The following is a 24,043-nucleotide window of genomic DNA, read 5'->3' as shown; positions in this document are numbered from 1 at the left end:
CCAACGCGACAGCGCTTATCTGTGGACGAAAGTTACTTTCATAAAAATTGAAAATAGTCCTCGGTAATGATTTATGAGTTTCACAACCAATTCGACGTGACCCTTTCCGAGGAGTACCGCATGGCCGCATCACCGGGCTTCGGGCTGTTGGCATACGCTGCCATCGCCATCATTGCTTTGATCGTGCTGATTGCACGTTACCGACTCAACCCGTTTATCGTCATCACCCTGGTGTCCATCGGCCTGGCGCTGATGGCCGGGATGCCGGCGGACACCATCATGGGTTCCTACGAGGCGGGTGTCGGCAAGACCCTGGGGCATATCGCCCTGGTGGTGGCGTTGGGCACCATGCTCGGCAAGATGATGGCCGAGTCCGGCGGTGCCGAGCAGGTCGCGCGCACACTGATCAACCGGTTTGGCGAGCGTAACGCGCATTGGGCGATGGTGTGCATCGCGTTCCTGGTCGGGCTGCCGCTGTTTTTCGAGGTGGGTTTTGTGTTGCTGGTGCCGATTGCCTTTACCGTGGCGCGGCGGGTGGGCGTGTCCATCCTGATGGTGGGTTTGCCGATGGTCGCCGGCCTGTCGGTGGTGCATGCCCTGGTGCCGCCGCACCCGGCGGCGATGATGGCGGTGCTGGCGTATAACGCGTCGGTGGGGCAGACCGTGCTCTACGCCATCCTGATCGGTATCCCGACGGCAATCATCGCAGGGCCCGTCTACGCCAAATTCATCGTGCCGCGTATTCACCTGCCGGCGGAAAATCCGCTGGAGCGCCAGTTCATCGAGCGTGAACCGCGTACCCGCTTGCCCAGCTTTACCCTGACCATGGGCACTATCCTGTTGCCGGTGGTGTTGATGATGATCGGTGGCTGGGCCAACGTGATTTCCACGCCAGGCACCGGTTTCAATCAGTTCCTGCTGTTTATCGGCAACTCGGTGATCGCGCTGCTGGTGGCGACATTGGTGAGCTTCTGGACCTTGGGTATCGCACAGGGCTTCAACCGCGAGTCGATCCTCAAGTTCACCAATGAATGCCTGGCGCCGACCGCCAGCATCACCTTGCTGGTGGGCGCGGGCGGCGGGTTGAACCGCATCCTGGTGGACGCAGGTGTGACCCACGAAATTCTCGGCCTGGCCCATGCCTTTCACCTGTCGCCGTTGGTGATGGGTTGGCTGTTCGCCGCGCTGATGCGAATTGCCACGGGCTCGGCCACCGTCGCCATGACCACCGCATCCGGTGTTGTAGCGCCGGTCGCCCTGGGCCTGGGTTATCCACACCCTGAACTACTGGTGCTGGCCACCGGTGCGGGTTCGGTGATCTTTTCCCATGTTAACGACGGCGGCTTCTGGCTGATCAAGGAATACTTCAATATGACGGTGATCCAGACCTTCAAGACCTGGACCGTGTTGGAGACTTTGATTTCCCTGGTCGCCTTCGGTCTGACCTATGGTCTGTCCTGCATCTTGTAACCCGGAGAGCCCATGGACATCCTCTACCAGATCCGCGCCCGCCAGGACGCCTTCAGCGCCGGCGAAGGGCGTATCGCCAAGCTGATGCTCGATGACGTGGGGTTTGCCGCATCGGCCAGCCTGGAAGCATTGTCGCAACGGGCCGAGGTCAGCACGGCCACCTTGTCGCGGTTTGCGCGCAGTGTGGGGTGCCGGGATTTACGTGACTTGCGCCTCCAGCTGGCCCAGGCCAGCGGCGTCGGCAGTCGCTTCCTCGACCCGGCGGGGTTGCCGGAACAGTCGGCGTTTCATCGGCAGATCCTGGGGGATATCGAGGCGACGTTGCGTCAGCATTTGTCGGGTTTCAACCAGGCGAGTTTTGTCGATGCGGTGAGCCTGCTGGGCAAGGCGCGGATGATCCATGCGTTTGGCATGGGCGGGCCGTCGAGCCTGTGCAGCGATGAGTTGCAGGTGCGCCTGGTGCGCCTGGGCTATCCGATTGCGGCCTGCCATGACCCGGTGATGATGCGGGTCACGGCGGCGACACTGGGGCCTGAGCATGCGTTGATTGTGTGTTCCTTGACTGGCCTCACCCCCGAACTGCTGGACGTGGTGGAGCTGGCGCGCAATTACGACGCGCGCATCGTCGCCATCACCCTGGCCGACTCGCCCTTGGCCCAATTGGCCGATGTGCTGCTGCCGCTGCAGCCGGCCGAAACCAGTTTTATCTATAAGCCCACCGCCGCCCGCTACGGCATGCTGCTGACCATCGACCTGCTCGCCACCGAGCTGGCCCTGGTCTCGCCGGACGACAACCAGGAACGCCTGCGCCGGATCAAGCTGGCCCTGGACGATTATCGCGGCGGCCCTGACAGCCTGCCGCTTGGAGACTGATATGAAGTACGACACGCTGATACGCCAGGCATTGATCATCGATGGCAGCAACACCCCAGGCTATGTGGCTGATGTGGGGGTGCGTGACGGGCGTATCGAGGCGATTGGCGATTTGTCGACGGCTGTGGCCGAACATGAAGTCGAAGCTGCGGGCCGTGTGCTGGCGCCGGGTTTTATCGACGTGCACACCCACGATGACACGGTGGTGATCCGCCATCCGCAGATGCTGCCCAAGCTTAGCCAGGGTGTAACGACGGTGATCGTCGGTAACTGTGGTATCAGCGCGTCGCCGGTGACGTTGCACGGTGATCCGCCCGATCCGATGAACCTGCTGGGCAGCGCTTCGGCGTTTGTGTACCCGCGTTTCAGTGACTATCGAGCGGCGGTCGAACAGGCTCACCCGGCGGTGAACGTTGCCGCACTGATCGGTCACACGGCACTGCGCAGCAATCATATGCAAGACCTGCATCGCAGCGCTTCAGCGGATGAAATCGCCGCCATGCGCGTGCAGTTGCAAGAAAGTCTCGAAGCCGGCGCCCTGGGGTTATCCACAGGCCTGGCCTACGCCAGCGCGTTCAGTGCCGAGACCGATGAGGTGCTGCAACTCAGTGAAGCACTGACGGCTTTCGGTGCGGTGTACACCACCCATTTGCGCAGCGAATTCGAACCGGTGCTGGAGGCGATGGATGAGGCGTTTCTGATTGGCCGGCACGCCCGGGCGCCGGTGATTATTTCCCATCTCAAATGTGCCGGCGCCGGGAATTGGGGGCGCAGTCCGCAACTGTTGGCATCGCTGGAGCGGGCGGCGAAAACGCACCCGGTAGGCTGTGATTGTTATCCCTATGCCGCGAGTTCTTCGACCCTGGATCTCAAGCAGGTGACTGACGCGTTTCGCATCACCATCACCTGGTCGACGCCGTACCCGGAGATGGGCGGGCGCGACCTGCAGGATATCGCCGCTGAGTGGGATGTTTCGCTGATGGACGCAGCGCGTCGCCTGCAACCGGCGGGGGCGGTGTATTACGGAATGGATGAAGCGGATGTGCGACGCATCCTGGCGCATCCGCTGTCGATGGTCGGTTCGGATGGACTGCCGGAAGATCCGTTCCCGCATCCGCGTTTGTGGGGCGCATTTCCACGGGTGCTGGGGCATTTCAGCCGGGATGTCGGGTTGTTCCCGTTGCACACCGCCGTGCACAAAATGACCGGCTTGTCGGCGGCGCGATTTGGTTTGGCCGAGCGCGGTGAAATCCGCGAAGGGCACTGGGCCGACCTGGTGCTGTTCGACCCGTTGCGCGTGCGCGATGTGGCGGACTTCAAGCAACCGCAGCGGGCGGCGGAAGGCATTGATGGGGTGTGGGTCAACGGTGTATTGAGCTACCGCGACGGGCAGGCGAATGGCCAGCGGTCGGGTCGGTTCCTGGCGCGTAATGGGGATTTGCGTCGGGGGTTTTCGTCTCTATAGTGGACGCTTATTTAGACGGAGCGGTTGCCATGCACTTAGGAAAAGTCACCCCCATCCTGCGGATTTTCGACGAGGCCAAGGCGTTGGAGTTCTACGTCGACTTTTTGGGGTTCAAGGTGGATTGGCAGCATCGTTTCGAGGCGAATTTTCCGTTGTATTTGCAGGTGTCGTTGGGTGAATGCGTGTTGCATTTGACTGAGCACCATGGCGATGCGTCGCCGGGCGCGGCGGTGCGGATTCAGGCACAAGGGGTGGACGCGTATCAGCAGCAGTTGGTTGGCAAGGATTACCGGTATGCCAAGCCAGGGGTTGAGGAAACGCCTTGGGGGGCGCGGGAGATGAGCATCAAGGATCCGTTTGGGAATCGGCTGGTGTTTGTTGAGGAAGGCGAGGGCTGAGGGGTAAATCGCGGGCAATAAAAAACCGCCTTGGTAGGGCGGTTTTTTTTGCAACACCAGTTAGTGGCTGGGGTTGCTCTCTCAAAGGACGCAACCGACTCGGTCCGAAGGCTCACGTGTTCCGGTAAGTGTGCTGGAGGTAAGGCCCAACTCACGGAGGGCCGAGTATGTCTAGGTTTGCCTGTGGCGAGGGAGCTTGCTCCCGTTGGGCTGCGTAGCAGCCCCAAGCATTCACTGCGCTCTCAACTTCAAATCTGCATCAACTTGATCAGGGCCGCTTCGCGCCCCAACGGGAGCAAGCTCCCTCGCCACAGGGACTGCGGTTCTTAAACCCGGAAGTGGCTGACCATCTGCTGCAACTGGCTGCCCAGCCGCGCCAGTTCCACACTGGACTTGGCCGTCTCGTCACTCGCCGTAGCGGTTTGCTCCGACACATCACGCACATTCACGATGCTACGGCTGATCTCTTCAGCCACGGCGCTTTGCTGCTCGGCGGCGGCGGCGATCTGCTGGTTCATCGACTGGATATTCGACACCGTACGGGTGATGTTTTCCAGCGACACTCCGGCCTTGCGGGTCAGCTCGACACTGCTGTCGGTGAGGCTGCGGCTGTTGTTCATCACGTTGGCCACTTGCTGGGTGCCGTTCTGCAAGCCGGCGACCAGGCCTTCGATTTCCTCGGTGGATTTTTGCGTGCGCTGGGCCAGGCCGCGCACTTCATCGGCCACCACGGCAAACCCACGCCCGGCTTCACCGGCACGCGCCGCTTCGATCGCCGCGTTGAGGGCCAGCAGGTTGGTCTGTTCGGCCACGGCCTTGATCACGTCCATCACACTGCCGATTTTGTTGCTCTCTTGTTGCAGATGGGTCATGGCGTCGGTGGAGCGCGCGACTTCGGCGGCCAGGCGTTCGATCTGGGCGATGGCCTCGGCGACCACCTTGTCGCCGGCACGGGCTTGACCATCGGCGTCGGCAGCGGCGAGGGAGGCTTGTTCGGCGTTACGCGCGACTTCCTGCACGGTGGCGGTCATTTCGTGCATCGCCGTGGCAACCTGGTCGGTCTCGATTTTCTGGCTGTTCACGCCAGCGCTGGTCTGCTCGGTCACGGCCGACAGCTCTTCGGCGGCGCTGGCGATCTGGGTCACGCCGTCGCGGATGCCGCTGATCAATTCGCGCAGGGTGGTGCCCATGCGCTGGATGCCTTGTTGCAGCACGCCCAGCTCATCGCGACGGGTAACCTGGATATTGTGGCTCAGGTCGCCGGAAGCGATACGTTCCACCACGGCCAGGGTTTCCTGGATCGGGCGAGTGATCTGGCGGGTGATAACCAGCGCGGCAATCACGCCGACCAGCAGGGCCAGCAAGGTGCTGATCAATTGCAGGCTGCGGGCCTGGGCGCTTTCGGCGTCGCGGCGGTTCAGCTGAATGTCGTACAGCTTGTCGCTGATGGTCACGATATCGGCGCCTTGGGTGGTCATTTCGGCCCGGGCGGTGACGATGTTGGCATTGGCCGCCTTGTAGTTCTGCACGGCAGTGCGGTAGGCGCCCAGAGCGGTTTCCAGCGAGGTCAGTGCGTTCTGTTGGCTGCTACCGAAAGCGGCGCTGAGGTCTTTCAAGCCGGCGATGGTTTTTTCAATCTGTGCGGCGGCACGGGCTTCGGTGTCCGGGTTGACGTTGCCGGTGTAACCGCGCACTTCGTAACGCGCCAATTGGAATTGCAGCTTGGCGTCGGCCACGGCCTGGAACTGGGCCAGGTGCTCCGCACTGTCAGGCATTTGCTTGACGCTGCTCTCCAGCGCATTGATCTGGGCGTTGGCGATGTCGGCTTTGTCGCCCATCACCTGGCGAGAGGCATTGCCGTTACGGTAGGCCTCGCGCATTTTGGTCAGCGACTGTTGGTAAGCGGTGATGATCGCTTTCTGCTCGTTGAGCAGCTTGAGGTTTTCCGGGCTCTTGAAGCTGTCGAGCAGTTTCTGTTGCTGGGCAGCAAAGGCATCCAGGTTGGTCTGTACGGTCTGGGCCACGGCCTCGTCGCCGTTGGCGAGCATGTATTGCAGGCGCACGATGCGCAGCTTGGTCAGGGACGCGTTGAGCTGGGTGATGTCGCTCATCCAGTTGCTGCGGTCGATCAGGCCGCCCAGGCTGGTCCAGCCGGTGAGGGCCAGGATCGAAGTGAGGACCAGCACCAGGCCGAAGCCCAGGCCGAGTTTGAGGTTGACGCTGATGTTACCGAACCAGCTGTTCATCGAATGCTCCGCAAAAGTGATGTCTGTCTGCTGGGCGGTGTTGTTGTTTGAGCCAGCCAAGATGTGTAGGGCTGTATCGGCGGACGAGTTGGAATCTGAAACTTTTTATTCATGCATCAATGGGTAACCCCCGCCTGACCGACCAACGAAGCCCGCAGGCATGAGGCGCGGGGTTCATCGTGCATGCCGGTTTTATGCTAGTCTGCGGGCCCTTTTAGTTTTGGATGGCGCAGGAAACTGTGTCGCCCTACAGCGGAGCCTCTTCATGTCCGAAGTTAATCTGTCCACCGACGAAACCCGCGTCAGCTACGGTATCGGCCGTCAGTTGGGCGACCAACTGCGCGACAACCCGCCACCGGGCGTAAGCCTGGATGCAATCCTGGCCGGCCTGACCGACGCTTTCGCCGGCAAGCCAAGCCGTGTTGACCAGGAGCAAATGGCTGCCAGCTTCAAGGTGATCCGCGAAATCATGCAGGCCGAAGCCGCTGCCAAGGCTGAAGCTGCGGCGGGTGCCGGCCTGGCGTTCCTGGCTGAAAACGCCAAGCGTGATGGCATCACCACCCTGGCTTCCGGTCTGCAATTCGAAGTGCTGACCGCCGGTGATGGCGCCAAGCCGACCCGTGAAGACCAAGTGCGTACTCACTACCACGGCACCCTGATCGACGGCACTGTGTTCGACAGTTCCTACGAGCGCGGCCAGCCTGCAGAATTCCCGGTGGGCGGCGTGATCGCCGGCTGGACCGAAGCCCTGCAACTGATGAATGCCGGCAGCAAATGGCGTCTGTACGTGCCGAGCGAACTGGCTTACGGCGCTCAAGGCGTTGGCAGCATCCCGCCGCACAGCGTTCTGGTGTTCGACGTCGAGCTGCTCGACGTTCTGTAAGGCCTGCTGATTACCTGTGGGAGCGAGCCTGCTCGTCCCCACAGTGTTTTGCGGTTGTGCTCATGGATGGAACTTGCCATTGAGCTCCGTGGCCGGGCGCAACGCTCGGGCATAGCAGAACAGAAACAGATTGCGCACCACCTCCTTCAACACCCCAGGTTCACTGGAACTCAGGCCATTGACGTCCAGGTCGCCCTGATCCTGCAGTTCACTCAACGCTTCTTCTTCCAGTACCGCACAGACTTCACCGGTTTCCCGATGCAGGATCCGCAGGTAAGGGTGTGGGCGGTCCAGCCAGGCATCTATCAAATAAGTCATGGGTCGCATCTCCTTGATGGGGTTTCAATGAGAATAATTCTTATTCGTAGAATAGCAAGTGCCTATTGGCGATTTCCGGGTTTTTCTGTGTGGATATTGCGAGAGGTCAACGCAGAGGGCGAAACGCCATCCCGCGGCGGGCGCGGGATGGATGCAGCGGGTTCAGACTTTACGCACGAACTCGGACTTGAGCTTCATCGGGCCGATGCCGTCGATCTTGCAGTCGATATCGTGGTCGCCGTCACACAGGCGGATGTTCTTGACCTTGGTACCGACCTTGACTACCAGGGAGGTGCCCTTGACCTTGAGGTCCTTGATCACGGTGATGGTGTCGCCGTCCTGCAGGACGTTGCCTACAGAATCTTTCTTCACGGTTTCATCGCCGGTCGCTTCGGCCTCGCCAGTGGCGGACCACTCATGGGCGCATTCCGGGCAGATCAGCTGGGCGCCATCTTCGTAGGTGTATTCGGAATTGCATTTCGGGCAGGGTGGCAACGTGCTCACTAAAGCTCCTTGAAAGTCAGGATGGCTAAAAGTCGCACATTATATAGGGATTTGTGGTCTTACAGGTTGTATGAAATCTAAATGTGGGAGGAGCGCCTCCCACATGGGCCCGCGTCAATGGGTACGGGCGACCGCAAACTCACTCAGTTCAACCAGGGCATCCCGGTATTCGCTGGCTGGCAGGGCTTCCAGGCACTGGATGGCTCGGGCCACGAAATCACGCGCCAGCTGCGCGGTGTAGTCCAGGGAACCCGATGCTTCGACAGCGGCGCGGATGGCTTCCAGATCTTCGATCCCGCCTTTCTGGATCGCCTTGCGCACCAGGGCGGCCTGTTCCGGCGTGCCTTCGCGCATGGTGTAGATCAGTGGCAGGGTCGGCTTGCCCTCGGCCAGGTCATCACCGACGTTCTTGCCCAGGGTTTCGGCGTCGCCACGGTAGTCGAGCAGGTCGTCCACCAATTGGAACGCCACGCCCAGGTGATCGCCAAAGGTGCGCAGCGCTTCGGCCTGTTCGGCGGTGGCGTTGCACAAGGCTGCGGCGCTGTGGGTGGAGGCTTCGAAGAGCATCGCGGTCTTGCCGCGAATCACTTCCATGTAGGTTTCTTCGGTGGTGCTGGCGTCGCGGACCTTCGACAGTTGCAATACTTCGCCTTCGGCGATGATGCGCGTGGCCTGTGAAAGAATCTTCATCACCGGCATCGAGCCGAGTTCAACCATCATTTCGAACGAGCGCGAGTACAGGAAGTCGCCCACCAATACGCTGGGGGCGTTGCCCCACATGGCATTGGCGGTCTCACGGCCACGGCGCATGCCGGACATGTCGACCACGTCGTCATGCAGCAGGGTGGCGGTGTGCAGGAACTCGATGGTGGCTGCCAGCAGGCGCAGGTCATCGCCTTCACGGCCCAGGGCCTTGCCGCACAGCAACACTAATAAAGGACGCAGGCGCTTACCGCCCGCCGACGTAATATAGTCGCCAATTTTGGAGACCAGCGGCACTTTAGAAGTCAGCTGCTTCTTGATGATGCCGTCGACGGCGCTAAAATCGTCCGCGACCGCGCGGTAGAAAGCTTGGGGTTGCATCAGCGACAGTCGCTCCAGAAGGGTTGCGCGGCATGCTAGGACCCAGGCCCCCGGGTGTCAAGGCGCGATGGACGGCCACTTGCAACACCCCTTTACCTTGCGTACAATCGCGCACCCTGAACTTCCTGGGCAGCACCTGCCTTACGCAATTGCATTCGGGACGTCCATCCCATGCAGCCATGCCAGCCAATACCTCTTCTTATAAAGCGCTGGGTGAGCAGGATTATCGGAGAAATACCATGTCGTACGCAGTAATTGTTACTGGTGGCAAGCAATACAAAGTCGCCCCAGGTGAATACCTGAAGATCGAAAAACTGGAAGTCGCTACCGGCGAATCCGTTACTTTTGATCGCGTTCTGTTGGTCGCCAATGGCGATGACGTGAACATCGGCGCTCCAGTTGTTGCTGGCGCTACCGTTGTGGCTGAAGTGATCTCCCAAGGTCGTCACGATAAAGTCCGCATCATCAAGTTCCGTCGTCGTAAGCACCACATGAAGCGTATGGGCCACCGCCAGTGGTACACCGAGATCAAAATCACCGGTATTCAGGCTTAATTTCAGCCTAATTCCTCACTAGGAGAATTGACTCATGGCACACAAAAAAGCTGGTGGTAGTACCCGTAACGGTCGCGACTCAGAAGCCAAACGCCTTGGCGTTAAGATGTATGGCGGCCAGAAAATCATTCCGGGCAACATCATCGTGCGTCAGCGCGGCACCCAATTCCACGCCGGTTACGGTGTAGGCATGGGTAAAGATCACACCCTCTTCGCGAAAATCGAAGGCGTGATCAAGTTTGAAGTAAAAGGCGCGTTCAACCGCCGTTACGTGAGCGTTGTCGCAGCTTAATTGCGAGATCGCTGGAAAAGCCCTGTCTTGCGACGGGGCTTTTTCGTTTGTGGGGTGAGTCTCTTGCAAAGCTGTTTGTAATGGGCTCAAGCGCTGGTTTTGCGGTCGCTGGTTGAGGTCGCTGCGCTCATTTTTGCAAGAGTCTTATGTCTTGGTTTCTTAAGCTCGTCCAAGCGGCGAGAGGCGTTTTGTTATGAAGTTCGTTGATGAAGTTTCCATCCGAGTAAAAGCAGGCGACGGCGGTAACGGTTGCATGAGTTTCCGTCGCGAAAAATTCATCGAAAATGGTGGCCCCAACGGCGGTGACGGCGGTGACGGCGGTTCCATCTACATGATGGCCGACGAAAACCTCAACACCCTGGTCGACTACCGTTACACCCGGCACTTCGATGCCGAGCGTGGCTCCAACGGCGGCAGCACCGACTGCACCGGTAAAAAAGGCGAAGACCTGGTACTGCGCGTACCGGTCGGCACCACGATCATCGACTCTGCGACCCAGGAAGTGATTGGCGACCTGACCAAGGCTGGCCAGAAGCTGATGGTAGTGCAGGGCGGCTGGCACGGTCTGGGTAACACCCGATTCAAGTCCAGTACCAACCGTGCACCGCGCCAGACCACGCCAGGCAAGCCGGGCGAGCAGCGTGACCTCAAGCTGGAAATGAAGGTGCTCGCCGACGTGGGCCTGCTGGGCCTGCCGAACGCCGGTAAAAGTACCTTCATCCGTTCGGTCTCGGCCGCCAAGCCGAAAGTCGCCGACTACCCGTTCACCACTCTGGTGCCGAACCTGGGCGTGGTCAGCGTCGACCGTTGGAAAAGCTTCGTGATCGCCGACATTCCCGGTCTGATCGAAGGTGCCTCCGATGGCGCAGGCCTGGGCATCCGCTTCCTCAAGCACTTGTCGCGTACCCGTTTGCTGTTGCACCTCGTGGACATGGCGCCGCTGGATGACACCAGTGCACCGGACGCCGCCGAAGTGATCGTCAGCGAACTGACCAAGTTCAGCCCGTCCCTGGCCGAGCGTGATCGTTGGCTGGTGCTGAACAAGTGCGACCAGATCCTCGAAGAAGAGCACGAAGAGCGCGTCAAGGAAATCGTCGATCGCCTGGAGTGGGAAGGCCCGGTCTACGTGATCTCGGCCATTGCCAAAGAAGGCACCGAGCGCCTGACTCGCGACATCATGCGCTATCTCGAAGACCGTGCCGACCGCCTGGCGGCCGACCCGGTATTCAAGGCAGAGCTGGCCGAACTCGACCAGCGCATCGAAGACGAGGCACGTGCTCAACTGCAGGCTCTGGACGACCAGCGCGCCCTGCGCCGCAGCGGCGTGAAGTCGGTCCATGACATCGGCGACGACGATTGGGACGAAGAAGACGTGGATGATGAAGACGGTCCTGAAATCATTTACGTGCGCGACTGAGTCGTTGCGATAAACTTGAACGCCGCTCCTTATAGAGCGGCGTTTTAGTATCCGGGTTTAACGTTATGGGCCGCGCTGGGTCGCGCAGCCCTCAATCTAAGGTTGAAGATGATGCGGAGCAAAGTGACAGGTGCGCAGCGCTGGGTCGTAAAGATCGGCAGTGCGTTGCTGACGGCGGATGGCAAGGGGCTGGATCGCGCGGCCATGAGCGTCTGGGTCGAGCAGATGGTGGCCTTGCATGAGGCCGGCGTAGAGTTGGTGCTGGTGTCGTCCGGGGCGGTTGCCGCCGGGATGAGCCGCCTCGGCTGGACCGCGCGACCCAGCGCGATGCACGAACTGCAAGCCGCCGCCGCCATCGGCCAGATGGGCCTGGTGCAAGCCTGGGAATCCAGCTTTGCCGAGCACGGTCGCCATACGGCGCAGATCCTGCTGACCCACGACGACCTGTCCGACCGCAAGCGCTACCTCAATGCCCGCAGCACCCTGCGCGCGCTGGTGGAGCTCAAGGTCATCCCGGTGATCAACGAGAACGACACGGTGGTCACCGACGAAATCCGCTTCGGCGACAACGACACCCTGGCCGCCCTGGTGGCCAACCTGGTGGAAGCCGACCTGTTGGTGATCCTCACCGACCGCGACGGCATGTTCGACGCCGACCCGCGTAACAACCCTGACGCCCAGTTGATCTACGAAGCCCGTGCCGATGACCCGGCGCTGGACGCCGTGGCCGGCAGCGTTGGCGGCGCCCTGGGACGCGGCGGCATGCAGACCAAGCTGCGGGCTGCACGCCTGGCGGCACGTTCCGGTGCGCACACCATCATCGTCGGTGGGCGCATCGAACGTGTGCTGGATCGCCTCAAGGCCGGTGAGCGCATCGGGACGCTGCTGTCGCCGGAACGCGGCATGCTCGCGGCGCGCAAACAGTGGCTGGCCGGTCATCTGCAAACCCGTGGCACCCTGGTGCTGGACGATGGCGCCGTTTCGGCGCTGTCCCAAGGCAACAAGAGCCTGCTGCCGGTGGGCGTCAAGTTGGTGCAGGGCAGCTTCCGCCGTGGCGAGATGGTGGTGTGCGTGGCGCCGGACGGTCGCGAGATCGCCCGGGGCCTGGCCAACTACAGCGCGCTGGAAGCCCAGAAAATTATTGGACAATCCTCCGATGCGATTGTCGGACTCTTGGGTTACATGGCCGAACCGGAACTGGTTCACCGCGATAACCTGATCCTGGTCTAACCAAAGGAATACACCATGCGTGTCATGAAGGGATTGCTCGGCCTGCTGCTGGCCATGCCGTTGCTGGCCTCGGCCGAGGAAATCGGCCAAGTGTCGACGGTGTTCAAGTTTGTCGGGCCCAACGACCGGATCGTCGTCGAAGCCTTTGACGACCCCAAGGTCGACGGTGTGACTTGCTACCTGTCCCGTGCCAAGACCGGCGGCGTGAAAGGCGGCCTGGGCCTGGCCGAAGACCGCGCCGAAGCCTCGATCGCCTGCCGCCAGGTGGGGCCGATCCGCTTCAAGGGCGAGCTCAAGGACGGCGACGAAGTGTTCAAGGAGCGCACTTCCCTGGTGTTCAAGACCATGCAGGTGGTGCGCTTCCTCGACAAGAAGCGCAACACTCTGGTGTACCTGGTCTACAGCGACCGCCTGATCGAAGGCAGCCCGCAGAACGCCGTGACGGCGATTCCGATTTTGCCCTGGCCGACCGCTCAGTAACCTGCAGGCGAGTTTTGCAATCGGCGTCTATGATTGCAGGCTTGCGGGCTGTAATCTCAAAGCGCCGCAATGTGAAGAACATGGGATATCTGGAGTTCGTCATGAGTGCTTTCCACGACCTGAAACTCAAAGCTTTGGACGGACAAGAGCTGCCGCTGGCGCCCTTCAAGGGGCAAGTGGTGCTGGTGGTCAACGTGGCCTCCAAATGTGGCTTGACCCCGCAATATGCGGCACTGGAAAACCTCTACCAGCAATACAAGGACCAAGGGTTTACCGTGCTTGGCCTGCCGTGCAATCAATTTGCTGGCCAGGAGCCAGGGACAGAAGAAGAGATCCAGGAGTTCTGCAGCCTGAACTACGGGGTGACCTTCCCGTTGGGCAGCAAACTTGAGGTCAACGGTCCTGACCGTCACCAGTTGTACCGCCTGCTGGCGGGCGAGGGCGCTGAGTTTCCTGGGGATATCACCTGGAACTTCGAAAAATTCCTGCTGGGCAAGGATGGGCGAGTGCTCGCGCGCTTCTCCCCACGCACTGCACCGGATGACCCGACAATTGTCCAGGCCATCGAAAAAGCCCTCAGCTAAGCGCTGCAGTTGTAATGAGCGGGCTTGTCCCGCGCTGGGCTGCGAAGCAGCCCCGACCGGCCATCACTTTTACCCCTTAATCACCCAGATCAATAGTGCTACCCAGCACCTTGCACTCCCCATATTATCCACATCATAAATCCCGTCTTCCGTGGAGTGCCCCCATGCCTGTCCAAGCCTTGTTCAAACCGTTCCAGCTCGGCGCATTGCAACTGTCGACCCGCGTCGTCATGGCGCCGATGACCCGCTCGTTCTCGCCGGGTGGCGTGCCCAACTCCAAAGTGATTGAGTACTACCGCCGCCGCGCCGCTGCCGGTGTGGGGCTGATCATCACCGAAGGCACCGTGGTCGGCCACCAGGCCTCCAACGGTTACCCCAATGTGCCGCACTTCTACGGTGAAGCCGCCCTGGCCGGTTGGAAGAAAGTGGTCGACGCGGTACACGCCGAAGGCGGCAAGATCGTCCCGCAACTGTGGCATGTAGGCAGCGTGCGCCGTATCGGCACTGAACCTGACGCCAGCGTACCGGCCTACGGCCCGATGGAGAAGCTCAAGGATGGCAACGTGGTCGTGCATGGCATGACCCAGCAAGACATCAAGGACGTGATCAACGCCTTCGCCCAAGCCGCCAAGGATGCCCAGAGCATCGGCATGGACGGCGTTGAGATCCACGGTGCCCACGGCTATCTGGTCGATCAGTTCTTCTGGGAAGGCAGCAACCAGCGCACCGACGAATACGGTGGCAGCCTGGCCAACCGCTCGCGCTTTGCCATCGAGCTGATCCAGGCTACCCGTGCTGCCGTCGGCCCGGAATTTCCGATCATCTTCCGTTTCTCCCAATGGAAGCAGCAGGACTACACCGCGCTTCTGGTGCAAACTCCCGAGGCGCTGGGCGAGTTTCTCAAGCCGTTGTCTGATGCGGGCGTAGACATTTTCCACTGCTCCACTCGGCGTTTCTGGGAGCCGGAATTCGAAGGGTCCGACCTCAACCTGGCCGGCTGGACCCGCCAGCTCACCGGCAAGCCGACCATCACCGTGGGCAGCGTGGGCCTGGATGGTGAGTTCCTTCAGTTCATGGTCAACACCGACAAAGTCGCGCAACCGGCCAGCCTGGAGAAGCTGCTGGAGCGCTTGAACAACGACGAGTTTGACCTGGTCGCCGTGGGCCGTGCCCTGTTGGTGGACCCGGATTGGGCGTTGAAGGTGCGCGAAGGTCGCGAGGGCGACATCCTGCCGTTCAGTCGTGAGGCGTTGATGACGCTGGTGTGAGTGGCTGGGCTCCCTGTGATTACACAGGGAGCTTTATGCCGTCGGGCGTTAGTACTGCGGCCCCTTGTACAGTTCTTTTGTGTGATCGGTTTTGTTCAGGTCTTTATGCCCCGGTTGGCCGTAGACAGGAGGTTCTGCCCGAGATTTATCCATCCATTGTTGCTGGCGCGCCCATTCGGCGTTTGGCATGTTGACGCCATTACGTACACCCATTCCGTAAGCTGACATGTACCTTACCTCCATTATTGAAAGCCCTGCTCAGATAGCAGGTATCAATAATTGGTATGCAGCATTAAGCAGTTCCTGATTTAAATATCAGGAAAGACATATTGATTCATCGCACATAAGGCTGTGTAGGAAGCGCAAGACTTTCATCACATGCACCGCGTAGCTGATGCTCAAACTGCTCGATAATCGCCGGCCAGCCCTGGCGGCTCGCATGCTGGCGCGCATTCAGACGCATGCGGCGCAGGCTTTCAGCGTCCTCCAGCAGCCAATTGGCGGCCTCGCAAAACGCGTTCTCGTCTCCGGGCATCGCCAGCACGCCGTTGTAGCCGTGGCGGATATGCTGGCTTGCAGCGGCCTGGTCATAAGCCACCACCCCCAATCCTGATGCCATGGCTTCCAACACCACGTTGCCGAAGGTTTCGGTGAGGCTGGGGAAGAGGAACACATCGCCCGATGCGTAATGCCGCGCCAGTTCCTCTCCGCGCAAGGTGCCGCAGAAAATCGCCTCCGGCAATTCCTTCTCCAGCGTCGCCCGCTGCGGGCCATCACCCACGATGATGAGTTTCATCTGGCGCAGTGGATAGGTGTCCTGCAAGGTCTCGAAGCAGCGCTTGAGCAACCCCAGGTTTTTCTCCTGCGCCAGTCTGCCCACATAGAGCACGGCGGTTTGCTCACTGTTCAACGCCCAACTTTCCCGCAGCGCATTGTCGCGTTTGGCGGGATGGAACAGTTGGCTGTCCACTCCGCGCGACAACATCCCCAGACGCTCGAAATGCCGGCGCTCCAGCTCCAGGCGCTGGCTGGCGCTGGGTACCAGGGTCAGCGTCGAACGGTTGTGGAACCAGCGCAGATAGTGCGTGACCATCCGGCTCAGCATGCTCAAGCCGTACTGGTTCGAGTACTGCTGGAAGTTGGTGTGAAAGCCGCTGACCACACTGATCCCCAGGCGCCGGGCCGCACGCAGGGCAGACAAGCCCAGGGGCCCTTCCGTGGCGATGTAGAGCACGTCCGGACGCTGACGGGTCCAGCGCCGCAGCAACTTGTGCATCGACGACTGCCCCCACTGCAGGCCAGGATATCCCGGCAGCGGCCAGCCACGGCATAGCAATAACGCGTCGTCGCTGGGACGGCTCTGGTCGACGCCCTGGCGCGGTCGCACCAGTTCGACTTGATGGCCACGCGCCCGCAAACCCTCGCACAGGCGACCAAGGGTATTGGCCACCCCGTTGATCTCTGGCGGGAAGGTTTCGGTGATGAGGGTGATGTGAAGCGAAGCTGTCGTCATGACCCACAGTGTCTCTGTGGGCCATGTCGTCATTGTGTCATCGAGATGATGGATTTATGACTGGGTCACTTTTTGCTGCGCCGCCATCGCCTCGGCCCCTTGTTCGCGTACCCAGAACAGCGTCGCCCCGGCTACTGCCGCCGGCATCATCAGCAGGTTGACCACCGGCACCAGCAACACCAGGTAAACGATGCCGCCGAAGCTCATGCTCTGCCAGCGCTTCTGGCGCAGCCAGGCGAGCATTTCGTTCCAGCCCAGCTTGTGGTTGTCGGCCGGGTAGTCGATGTACTGGATCGCCATCATCCACACGCCAAACAGCAACCACAGCGGTGCGGCGACCAGATTGACCACCGGAATAAACGACAGGATAAACAGGCCGATGGCCCGTGGCAGGAAGTAGCCCAGCTTGCGCATCTCCCGGGCGAGGGTGCGCGGTACCATCGCGATCAGCTCGCCCCAACTGAAGGCTGGGAAGTCATCGGTGCCGCGCACCACCACTTCCACCTTCTCCGAGAGAAAGCCGTTGAAGGGGGCGGCGATGATGTTGGCGAGCATGGTGAAGGTGAAAAACACCATCAACACCACCAGCACCACGAACAATGGCCAGAGCAGGTAGTTCAGGAAGCCCAGCCAGCTCGGCAGCGTCGGCATCAGGTGGTCGACCCACAGGCTGAACTGATGACCGGCAAAATAGATCAAGCTGACGAACAGCACCAGGTTGATCGCCAGTGGCAGCAGCACAAACAGGCGCAGGCCTGGGCTCAACACCAGTTTGAGGCCTTCGCGCAGGTATTGCGGGCCGGAAAGAGCAGGGGCGGGCATGGAGAACTCCGAGCAAAAGGGCGAACGCGCCGACCTTACCGGCTTTACATCGCAGGCGAAAGCCGCGACATCAGCCGTAACAAACCTGTCGATCAGTCGGGCCAACTACATAGTGACCGTCTATGAGCTGGATTGTTATTCCGTATTTCCTTAATCTTGCCCCCGTCGATACGCTGCACCCATTATTTTTCAGGGCCTGCGAGTTCAAGCCTTCCCCAAGTGCTTCGTGGTCCCTTTTTTATTCCAGCCGCCTTGTAGTCCGGGCGGTCGACAGGAGTGAGTCATGTCTGATACCCGTCATTCGCGAGTGATTATTCTCGGTTCCGGCCCTGCCGGTTACAGCGCCGCTGTCTACGCTGCCCGGGCCAACCTCAAGCCGCTGCTGATCACCGGCATGCAGGCGGGCGGTCAATTGACCACCACCACCGAAGTCGACAACTGGCCGGGCGACGTCCACGGCCTGACCGGCCCGGTGCTGATGGAGCGCATGAAAGAACACGCCGAACGCTTTGAAACCGAGATCGTGTTTGATCACATCAACAAGGTCGACTTTTCCAAGAAGCCTTACAGCCTGAACGGCGACAGCGGCGTATACACCTGTGACGCACTGATCATCGCTACTGGCGCCAGCGCTCGTTACCTGGGCCTGCCGTCGGAAGAAGCGTTCATGGGCAAGGGCGTTTCCGCCTGCGCGACCTGCGACGGTTTCTTCTACCGCAACAAACCGGTCGCCGTGGTCGGTGGTGGCAACACCGCCGTGGAAGAGGCGCTGTACCTGGCCAACATCGCCAGCACCGTGACCCTGGTCCACCGCCGCGAGACCTTCCGCGCCGAGAAGATCCTGATCGACAAGCTGCATGCCCGTGTCGCCGAAGGCAAGATCATCCTCAAGCTCAACGCCACCCTGGACGAAGTCCTGGGCGACAACATGGGCGTGACCGGTGCCCGCCTGAAGAACAACGATGGCAGCTTCGACGAGCTGAAAGTCGACGGCGTGTTCATCGCCATCGGCCACACCCCGAACACCTCGCTGTTCGAAGGTAAGCTGGAAGCCAAAGACGGCTACCTGGTGGTGCAGGGCGGCCGTGAAGGCAATGCCACCGCGACCAACATTGAAGGTATCTTCGCCGCCGGTGACGTGGCCGACCACGTCTACCGCCAGGCCATCACCTCGGCCGGCGCCGGTTGCATGGCGGCACTGGATGCCGAGCGTTACCTCGACGGCCTGCAGAACGCTTCGTTCTAACCAACGCCGCAAAACAACTGTGGGAGGGGGCAAGCCCCTCCCACATTTTGTTTCAGGTCTGGCTCAGGATTTTCGAGTCAGAGGTTGGGCGGTGAACTTCACACCGGCCAAGCCGTTTGCGATCAATGCACGGATATTGCCGTGGTCACTGCCCTCAGGCGTCGCCACTACCGAACGGTAATGCTCACCAAACGCCAGCAGCGCTTCCTGCTCGCTCAGCCCTTCCAGCACTGCCAGGCCCAGCGTCTTGCACGACCCTTCGTTCTGCCCGGCGGCATTCTCTACCGCGCCATTGGTGAACGCCTGTGGCTGGTACTCATAACCGGCAGCGACAAACGCCAGGGTATCGGCAAAAACGTGTTCGCCGCTGTTGAGGCTGGCGCGCAGGGTATTCAAATCATTCATGGGTTTTCCTTGGGCGAACGCCGCCTGTTGATCGGCGCTGGCTTCTTTCTGGTATTGGGTTTTCCACTCGGCGTACGGCATGCCGTAGACCACTTCACGGGCGTCATCCAGGCTCAGCTCGATCTGGCGCGTGTCGGCCTCGGCCTTGTACCACTTCGACAAGCAATTGCGGCAGAAACCGGCGAGGTTCATCAGGTCGATGTTCTGCACATCCTTGCGGCTGTCCAGATGCGCCACCAGCCGGCGGAAGGCGGCGGCTTCGAGTTCGAGGCGTTGTTGGTCGTTCATAAGGTTCACGCAAATCTCAGGGGTTAGCGGCTGGCCGCCAGGGTAATCGAAACCGACTCGGCAAAACGCAACGCATGGGGCTTGTCCACTTCCACTTCGGCGTACAGCACCGACTCATTGCTCATCACCAGGTCCAGCAACTCCTGGGTCAGACGCTCCAGCAGGGCAAAACGATTGCCTTCGACATGGGCGATGATCGCCTTGGTGATGGTGCGGTAGTTCAGCGCGTGGTCGATGTCGTTGTCGCGCACGGCTTCCTGGGCGGCGTACAGGATGGTCAGGTTGATCAGCACATCCTGCTTGTTGAGGATTTCGTCCTCGTTGATGCCGATGAAGGTGCGCAGGCACAGGTCCTTGACCCGGATGCGCGCCATGCCTGGTTGAAGTTGTGGCATTGCTACTTGCTCCGTCCGATCAGTTGCAGGAACTCCATGCGCGTGGTGTTCGACTCGCGGAACGCGCCGAGCATCACCGAGGTGTTCATGGTTGAATTCTGTTTTTCCACACCGCGCATCATCATGCACATGTGCTTGGCTTCGATGACCACGGCCACGCCGGCGGCCTGGGTCACTTCCTGGATGGCGTCGGCGATTTGCCGTGTGAGGTTTTCCTGGATCTGCAGGCGGCGGGCGAACATGTCGACGATGCGCGCCAGCTTCGACAGGCCCAGCACCTTGCCGGTCGGGATATAGGCGACGTGGGCCTTGCCGATAAAGGGCAGCAGGTGGTGCTCGCACAGCGAGTACAACTCGATGTCCTTGAGGATCACCATCTCGTCATTGTCAGAGGCAAACAGCGCGCCGTTGACGATTTCTTCCAGGTTCTGCTCGTAGCCATGACACAGGTATTGCATGGCCTTGGCGGCACGCTTGGGGGTATCGAGCAGGCCTTCGCGCTCGGGGTCTTCGCCCAAGCCCTTGAGGATCTCGCGGTAATGGTGGGGCAGGGATAAGGTCATACAACATCCTCAAAAGCGGCTTACTTGATATGCCGCCCGCCGTTGACGGTCAGGGTGGTACCGGTGACATAAGGGTTATCCAGCAGGTAACGCACGCTCTGGTAGATCACCTCGGGCCCGGGCTCGATGCCCAGTGCGGACTTGGCCAGTACCTTGGCGCGGTAGGCGTCGTCGTCGCCGTCGTTGAACATCACCATAGCCGGGGCGATGCCGTTGACCTTGATCAACGGCGCCAATTGCGCGGCAAACGACAACGTCAGGCTGTCGAGCCCGGCCTTGGTGGCGCAATAGGCGATGTGCTGGCGGCTGCCCTTGCGCACCACGTCGTCGCTGATGTGCACGATGTCGGCCGGTGTCGAGCGTTGCAGCAAGGGTGAACAATGCAGGTTGATCAGGTACGGCGCAAGCATGTGCACGCTGAACATGTCGGTAAACGCGCGACTTTCGTCGTCGGAGGATTCCGCTATCCAGGCCGAGGCGTTATGGATAACCGCACGCAGGCTCTGGGTATGGGTGTTCAGCTCAGCGATAAACGCCAGGATACCGGCCTCGCTGGAGAAGTCGGCAAACACCGCGATCGCCCCACGCTCGCGCAACGCCTGCACGCCGGGCCGTTCGCTGCGATAGCTGAAAATCACCGGGTGGCCGTCGTCCAGCAAACGCTGGGCGCAATGCAGGCCGACACGCTGGCCGGCGCCGGTGATCAGGATCGGGGCGTTCGTTGCAGTCATGGGAGGCTCGAGTCGCTGGCAGGTTGAAACTATACCAGCGACCGAGCACCCCTGTATTCACGCCGCGGCTTCGGTAGCCTTGCGCGGTGTAGGGGCAGGATGCAGCCAGTTTGCCAACAGGTGGGTCGACAGTGGGATGAACCAGTAGACCATCAGTGGCGTCAGCGCCATGGTACTGACCAGCACGCGCGGTGCCAGGTCCAGTTCGCTCAGCAGTGGGTTCAGGACAAAGTTGAACAGCAGCGACACCGGGAAAAACGCCAGCCAGATTGCTACAGCCTGCTTCCAGCGAGGTGGGCGCGCGCCCACGGTGCCGAACCAGCCATCGATGCCACGTACGCGATGCTCCGACGGGTCGGCAAACAAGTCGCTGCCACGGCTCAGCCACGCACTGCGCGACGCGGAAAACTCCCAGGCATGCAGGGTCTTCTCATCGGCAAAGCGGAAAATGATCTGGAATTCATCATCGTTGGGCGGCGGTGCCAGGACGCCTGAGCCCAGGTAGCCGGGAAAGTCCGTGGCCAATTGCTCGCCTTCGCGCAGCCAGGCCATCAGTTCTTCATAGCGACCCTTGGCCACGCGACGTGCAACCATCAGGGTGACGGGAGAGGTAGACATTGTGTATCTCCAAATAGTGGGCGCTCGTGACCGGGTAGGTACGACACCAGGTGCAGCTGCGGGGTGATGCGGCTGCGCCTTGAAAAAGCAGGCAAGGATTATTCCTGTTTTGCTGAAATACGCCAGACACTTCTGTCGGTTCGCCTCGTGGCTTGAATCGTTCAACCGAATAAGCGTTAAATAGGATCCAAATCGACACGGATGTTCTTGACCTCTGATGCCCGAAACTATTGCTCCGCAGCGCGAAACGACCCTTGACCGCGTCGCTGTTTCCGATGATCTATTGCCGATTCGAGAAGTCGCTCGGCTGACGGGCGTCAACCCGGTCACCCTGCGTGCCTGGGAAAGACGCTACGGCCTCATCCAGCCGATCCGCACCGAAAGTGGGCACCGGTTGTATTCGCGCACCGATATCGACACCGTGCACCGTATTCTCGACTGGATCGAACGTGGCGTCGCCGTGAGCAAAGTGGGCAGGCTGCTTGCGCGCGATGAGCGCATCGGCGAACCCGGCCTGGCTGGCGGGGACAGCGTGGAGCGGGCCCAATGGCACGGGCAACTGCGCAGTGCAATCAGCGCGTTCGATGATCGCCAACTGGATCGGCTGTATGGGCAGATATTTTCCGCCTACCCGCTCGCCGTGGCGTTCCAGGATATTCTCATGCCGCTCTGGCAGGAGCTGTTGCGTCATCAAGGCCGCTTCGGCGAGGCCAGCGAATGGCTGTTCTTCGATAATTTCCTGCGTTCGCGCACGGCGCAACGTCTGCAGGTGACAGCCGCTTCGCCGCTGCCACGGGTGCTGCTGGCGGCCATAGCCGGAGAATGTCGCGAGCTGGAATTGTTGGTCGCAGGCCTGCTGCTGACGGGGGAGAAATTCGCCGTGAAGCTACTGGGCGTAGGCCAGCCACTCGATGAGTTGACCCTGGTCTGTGAAAAGACCCAACCGCAAGCGCTGGTGCTGTTTTCCAACCGCGCCCCCGGCAGCGAACTGCCACTGCGGCTCAAACGCCTGGCGCTGACCCTGGATTGCCCGCTGCTGCTGGCCGGTGACGCCGCGGACTTCGCCCAGGAAAGCCTGCAAGGCTCTTCAATCGGCTGCCTGGGCAACGAAGCACGGTTGATGCAGCGCCGCTTGCTGCAATTCCTGAGCGGTAGCCTGGATACCTGATGTTTCAGGCGTGCACTTCGGGATGGACCAGGCGGTGCTGGTGCAGGATGAACTGGCGCAGGCGCTCGGTTTCATCGACGTCGTCCTGGCTGAGCCGGTAAGCGAACAGGCCGCGTGCGGTTTCCCGTTCGAACGTTCCGCGCAGCGCAATGCGCTCATAGCCGGAAGGGCTGAACCACAGCGAAAAGGTTTTCGGTGGCTTGAGCCGGCCACGGATCTCCACCAGCACCCCTTTGAACGACACTTCATGCACCCACAACGCGCCCGTGCCGCCCTTGATATTCTCCAGGGCCACCGGCGTTTCGAGCGCCAGGCGCCACGGCCGGATCATCGGCCCATCCTCGAAAATACTCGGCACGCCCAGGCGCAGGTGCACGGCATGAAACTCATCTTCCACCAGGTGCAGCGGGAAGGTGAGTTGCTGATTGTCGAACTGTGCCTGGATGGTGACGTGATCGTGGGCCGCCAGGCGCGTGAGAAGATCGCGAATCTGCGCACCGCCGTTGACTGTCAGGCTCGATGACGCATCCCGCAGGTTCAATTGCGGGTTGTGCTGCATAGTCTGGATAAAATCCAGCTCGTCCTGGGTCAGGAGTGCATCACGTTGCATGGGCTTGCTCAACGAATGTGGGAAGGCATTAAAACGCCATTATCCTCTTAATGACCGTTATTTCTAATCTTTGTTAGATCCACTGGTCGCCTTGAGTGCCGCCAGTTCGGCCTTGAGTTCGGCCACTTGCGCCTCCAGTTGAGCCACGCGCTGCTGGGCTTTGACCTGGACGCTCACATCTTTTTGCACGCCGACGCAATAAGTCTGTTTATCCGCCGGGTTGTAGACCGTCGACAGCGACAGCTCATTCCAGAAATGCGTGCCGTTCTTGCGGTAGTTGCGCAGGACTTCACGGCAGTGGGTGCCCGCGGCGAGGGCTTCGCGAATGGCGATCAGGGCGGGTTGGTCGCGGTCACCGGATTGCAGGAAGCGGCAATCCTGGTAGAGGATTTCATCGCGGGTGTAGCCGGTCAGGCGCTCGAAGGCGGGATTGACGTAGATCAGTGGCAAGTCCTTGCCTTCCCGTTCAGCGATGACGATACCGTCATTCGAGGCGTCGATGACCATTTGCATCAAGTGAGCATTAATCATGCGGGGGATCCATCCATTTGGGTGTTGCAAGTCTAAGGCACCGCGCTCCATTTTCCACCCGGTATGGCGATTTTTGTAGCGGCGTTCA

At 60.6% G+C, this 24,043-nt stretch carries 28 protein-coding genes and 2 pseudogenes; 14 read left to right on the top strand and 16 right to left on the bottom strand.

The window, feature by feature from the left end; genetic code table 11:
• Window positions 1-120 precede the first annotated feature (120 nt).
• The 4 genes from LUU92_RS24330 to LUU92_RS24315 are packed head-to-tail and all read left to right on the top strand — an operon-like array spanning window position 121 to window position 4,206.
• The gene (locus tag LUU92_RS24330) at window positions 121-1,470 is read left to right on the top strand and encodes a GntT/GntP/DsdX family permease (protein WP_257102756.1); all 1,350 of its coding nucleotides are present in this window, start codon (window positions 121-123) and stop codon (window positions 1,468-1,470) included.
• A 12-nt stretch (window positions 1,471-1,482) separates the two neighbouring features.
• The gene (locus LUU92_RS24325; RefSeq protein WP_071489172.1) at window positions 1,483-2,343 is read left to right on the top strand and encodes a MurR/RpiR family transcriptional regulator; all 861 of its coding nucleotides are present in this window, start codon (window positions 1,483-1,485) and stop codon (window positions 2,341-2,343) included.
• Between the two features lies 1 nt (window position 2,344).
• Window positions 2,345-3,808, top strand: coding sequence for an N-acyl-D-amino-acid deacylase family protein (locus tag LUU92_RS24320; protein ID WP_257102755.1), 1,464 nt, complete (start codon window positions 2,345-2,347; stop codon window positions 3,806-3,808).
• 29 nt (window positions 3,809-3,837) lie between these two features.
• Window positions 3,838-4,206 carry a glyoxalase superfamily protein gene (locus LUU92_RS24315; protein WP_257102754.1) on the top strand — a complete coding sequence of 123 codons (369 nt, stop codon included), beginning with the start codon at window positions 3,838-3,840 and terminating at the stop codon, window positions 4,204-4,206.
• 326 nt (window positions 4,207-4,532) lie between these two features.
• Here the strand turns inward: LUU92_RS24315 and LUU92_RS29330 are convergent, their stop codons facing one another.
• A complete protein-coding gene (locus LUU92_RS29330) occupies window positions 4,533-5,396 on the bottom strand; it encodes a methyl-accepting chemotaxis protein (protein WP_370636473.1) in 864 nt (287 codons plus the stop codon).
• Window positions 5,388-6,317: pseudogene (locus LUU92_RS29325) on the bottom strand (methyl-accepting chemotaxis protein); the annotation flags it as partial. The pseudogene LUU92_RS29325 and the gene LUU92_RS29330, both read right to left, overlap by 9 nt.
• Window positions 6,318-6,717: 400 nt before the next feature.
• Here LUU92_RS29325 and bamJ point away from each other — a divergent pair.
• Window positions 6,718-7,335 carry an FKBP-type peptidyl-prolyl cis-trans isomerase gene (gene bamJ / locus LUU92_RS24305; RefSeq protein WP_003176055.1) on the top strand — a complete coding sequence of 206 codons (618 nt, stop codon included), beginning with the start codon at window positions 6,718-6,720 and terminating at the stop codon, window positions 7,333-7,335.
• Window positions 7,336-7,395: 60 nt separating this feature from the next.
• On the opposite strand, the gene LUU92_RS24300 is transcribed toward bamJ, so the two are convergent.
• The 3 genes from LUU92_RS24300 to LUU92_RS24290 form a co-directional block, all read right to left on the bottom strand.
• Complete coding sequence (locus tag LUU92_RS24300) at window positions 7,396-7,653, bottom strand: PA4570 family protein (RefSeq protein ID WP_056858344.1); 258 nt, start codon at window positions 7,651-7,653, stop codon at window positions 7,396-7,398.
• 162 nt (window positions 7,654-7,815) lie between these two features.
• Window positions 7,816-8,157, bottom strand: coding sequence for a zinc ribbon domain-containing protein YjdM (locus tag LUU92_RS24295; RefSeq protein ID WP_071489176.1), 342 nt, complete (start codon window positions 8,155-8,157; stop codon window positions 7,816-7,818).
• A gap of 114 nt (window positions 8,158-8,271) precedes the next feature.
• Complete coding sequence (locus LUU92_RS24290) at window positions 8,272-9,240, bottom strand: polyprenyl synthetase family protein (RefSeq protein ID WP_058425717.1); 969 nt, start codon at window positions 9,238-9,240, stop codon at window positions 8,272-8,274.
• A 239-nt stretch (window positions 9,241-9,479) separates the two neighbouring features.
• On the opposite strand from LUU92_RS24290, the gene rplU reads away from it, so the two are divergent.
• From rplU to LUU92_RS24255, 7 genes are all read left to right on the top strand, one after another.
• A complete protein-coding gene (gene rplU, locus LUU92_RS24285) occupies window positions 9,480-9,794 on the top strand; it encodes a 50S ribosomal protein L21 (RefSeq protein WP_007950961.1) in 315 nt (104 codons plus the stop codon).
• 34 nt (window positions 9,795-9,828) lie between these two features.
• Window positions 9,829-10,086, top strand: coding sequence for a 50S ribosomal protein L27 (gene rpmA, locus LUU92_RS24280; RefSeq protein WP_003176049.1), 258 nt, complete (start codon window positions 9,829-9,831; stop codon window positions 10,084-10,086).
• 193 nt (window positions 10,087-10,279) lie between these two features.
• Window positions 10,280-11,503, top strand: a complete 1,224-nt coding sequence (cgtA, locus tag LUU92_RS24275) for an Obg family GTPase CgtA (protein WP_010206489.1) — start codon at window positions 10,280-10,282, stop codon at window positions 11,501-11,503.
• A 111-nt stretch (window positions 11,504-11,614) separates the two neighbouring features.
• A complete protein-coding gene (proB, locus tag LUU92_RS24270; RefSeq protein ID WP_003176047.1) occupies window positions 11,615-12,733 on the top strand; it encodes a glutamate 5-kinase in 1,119 nt (372 codons plus the stop codon).
• Window positions 12,734-12,748: 15 nt separating this feature from the next.
• The gene (locus LUU92_RS24265) at window positions 12,749-13,213 is read left to right on the top strand and encodes a CreA family protein (RefSeq protein WP_015885841.1); all 465 of its coding nucleotides are present in this window, start codon (window positions 12,749-12,751) and stop codon (window positions 13,211-13,213) included.
• A 101-nt stretch (window positions 13,214-13,314) separates the two neighbouring features.
• Window positions 13,315-13,797 (top strand): glutathione peroxidase, encoded by a 483-nt coding sequence (locus tag LUU92_RS24260; RefSeq protein WP_071489177.1) that lies wholly within the window; start codon window positions 13,315-13,317, stop codon window positions 13,795-13,797.
• A gap of 164 nt (window positions 13,798-13,961) precedes the next feature.
• Window positions 13,962-15,065: an NADH:flavin oxidoreductase gene (locus tag LUU92_RS24255; RefSeq protein WP_257102753.1), complete on the top strand. Its 1,104-nt coding sequence runs from the start codon at window positions 13,962-13,964 to the stop codon at window positions 15,063-15,065.
• 48 nt (window positions 15,066-15,113) lie between these two features.
• Here the strand turns inward: LUU92_RS24255 and LUU92_RS24250 are convergent, their stop codons facing one another.
• The 3 genes from LUU92_RS24250 to cysZ all read right to left on the bottom strand — a co-directional run bounded on the left by LUU92_RS24250 (window position 15,114) and on the right by cysZ (window position 17,400).
• Window positions 15,114-15,293: a hypothetical protein gene (locus LUU92_RS24250; RefSeq protein WP_071489179.1), complete on the bottom strand. Its 180-nt coding sequence runs from the start codon at window positions 15,291-15,293 to the stop codon at window positions 15,114-15,116.
• A 106-nt stretch (window positions 15,294-15,399) separates the two neighbouring features.
• Entirely contained in the window at window positions 15,400-16,578 is a 1,179-nt protein-coding gene (locus tag LUU92_RS24245; protein ID WP_071489180.1) for a glycosyltransferase family 4 protein, read from the bottom strand.
• Between the two features lie 54 nt (window positions 16,579-16,632).
• Window positions 16,633-17,400 carry a sulfate transporter CysZ gene (cysZ, locus tag LUU92_RS24240; RefSeq protein ID WP_257102752.1) on the bottom strand — a complete coding sequence of 256 codons (768 nt, stop codon included), beginning with the start codon at window positions 17,398-17,400 and terminating at the stop codon, window positions 16,633-16,635.
• A 283-nt stretch (window positions 17,401-17,683) separates the two neighbouring features.
• Here cysZ and trxB point away from each other — a divergent pair, with 283 nt between their 5' ends.
• Entirely contained in the window at window positions 17,684-18,646 is a 963-nt protein-coding gene (gene trxB, locus LUU92_RS24235) for a thioredoxin-disulfide reductase (RefSeq protein ID WP_257102751.1), read from the top strand.
• Between the two features lie 63 nt (window positions 18,647-18,709).
• Here the strand turns inward: trxB and LUU92_RS24230 are convergent, their stop codons facing one another.
• The 6 genes and pseudogenes from LUU92_RS24230 to LUU92_RS24205 form a co-directional block, all read right to left on the bottom strand.
• Window positions 18,710-19,051, bottom strand: coding sequence for a HopJ type III effector protein (locus LUU92_RS24230; protein ID WP_071489183.1), 342 nt, complete (start codon window positions 19,049-19,051; stop codon window positions 18,710-18,712).
• Window positions 19,052-19,339: pseudogene (locus tag LUU92_RS24225) on the bottom strand (DUF1244 domain-containing protein); the annotation flags it as partial.
• A gap of 23 nt (window positions 19,340-19,362) precedes the next feature.
• Window positions 19,363-19,734 (bottom strand): dihydroneopterin triphosphate 2'-epimerase, encoded by a 372-nt coding sequence (gene folX / locus LUU92_RS24220; RefSeq protein ID WP_003194073.1) that lies wholly within the window; start codon window positions 19,732-19,734, stop codon window positions 19,363-19,365.
• A 2-nt stretch (window positions 19,735-19,736) separates the two neighbouring features.
• On the bottom strand, window positions 19,737-20,297 hold the full coding sequence (gene folE / locus LUU92_RS24215) for a GTP cyclohydrolase I FolE (protein WP_024077360.1): 561 nt from the start codon (window positions 20,295-20,297) through the stop codon (window positions 19,737-19,739).
• A 20-nt stretch (window positions 20,298-20,317) separates the two neighbouring features.
• The gene (gene folM / locus LUU92_RS24210; protein WP_257102750.1) at window positions 20,318-21,028 is read right to left on the bottom strand and encodes a dihydromonapterin reductase; all 711 of its coding nucleotides are present in this window, start codon (window positions 21,026-21,028) and stop codon (window positions 20,318-20,320) included.
• 57 nt (window positions 21,029-21,085) lie between these two features.
• On the bottom strand, window positions 21,086-21,646 hold the full coding sequence (locus LUU92_RS24205; RefSeq protein WP_071489186.1) for an antibiotic biosynthesis monooxygenase: 561 nt from the start codon (window positions 21,644-21,646) through the stop codon (window positions 21,086-21,088).
• 217 nt (window positions 21,647-21,863) lie between these two features.
• Here LUU92_RS24205 and LUU92_RS24200 point away from each other — a divergent pair, with 217 nt between their 5' ends.
• A complete protein-coding gene (locus tag LUU92_RS24200; RefSeq protein ID WP_257102749.1) occupies window positions 21,864-22,814 on the top strand; it encodes a MerR family transcriptional regulator in 951 nt (316 codons plus the stop codon).
• Between the two features lie 4 nt (window positions 22,815-22,818).
• Here LUU92_RS24200 and LUU92_RS24195 read toward each other — a convergent pair whose 3' ends face one another.
• Window positions 22,819-23,424, bottom strand: coding sequence for a hypothetical protein (locus tag LUU92_RS24195; RefSeq protein ID WP_071489188.1), 606 nt, complete (start codon window positions 23,422-23,424; stop codon window positions 22,819-22,821).
• 63 nt (window positions 23,425-23,487) lie between these two features.
• Window positions 23,488-23,955: a PAS domain-containing protein gene (locus tag LUU92_RS24190; RefSeq protein ID WP_071489189.1), complete on the bottom strand. Its 468-nt coding sequence runs from the start codon at window positions 23,953-23,955 to the stop codon at window positions 23,488-23,490.
• Window positions 23,956-24,043: the final 88 nt, after the last annotated feature.

It is taken from the genome of Pseudomonas extremorientalis, assembly GCF_024584605.1.
GTDB lineage: Bacteria > Pseudomonadota > Gammaproteobacteria > Pseudomonadales > Pseudomonadaceae > Aquipseudomonas > Aquipseudomonas extremorientalis.
This window is presented reverse-complemented; position numbering and strand designations above follow the sequence as displayed.